Here is a 302-nt window from a genome sequence, read left to right as displayed (position 1 = left end):
ATCGGGAGGATTTTTTTGCACCGATATGGAATAAATCCTTGACAAACAAGGAATGTGAAGGAGTTTGTCCGCCATGGATGTTCAAATTTTCTTGATTGACAATCCCGAACATATGTACTATAATGGCTGTAACGGACGAAAAAGGGGGAATCATGACGATGAGTGACGCTTTGCTCGCCCAAGTGCTCGACCGCTTGAACGCGATGGACGGCACGCTCCGCCTGCTTGTCGAAGGGCAAGAGCGGCTCGAGCGTGAACAAATCGCCATTCGCCAGGAACAAGAAGAAATCCGAAAAGAACAA

At 48.0% G+C, this 302-nt stretch carries 1 pseudogene; it reads left to right on the top strand.

Features of this window, described 5'->3' with window-relative positions:
• Positions 1-122 precede the first annotated feature (122 nt).
• A pseudogene (locus VU18_RS18265) lies at positions 123-302 on the top strand (hypothetical protein); the annotation flags it as partial.

The sequence above is a fragment of the Geobacillus sp. ZGt-1 genome (assembly GCF_001026865.1).
Lineage (GTDB): Bacteria > Bacillota > Bacilli > Bacillales > Anoxybacillaceae > Geobacillus > Geobacillus thermoleovorans.
Note: the sequence above shows the minus strand (reverse complement) of the source record. Positions and strands in the feature narration are given on the sequence as shown.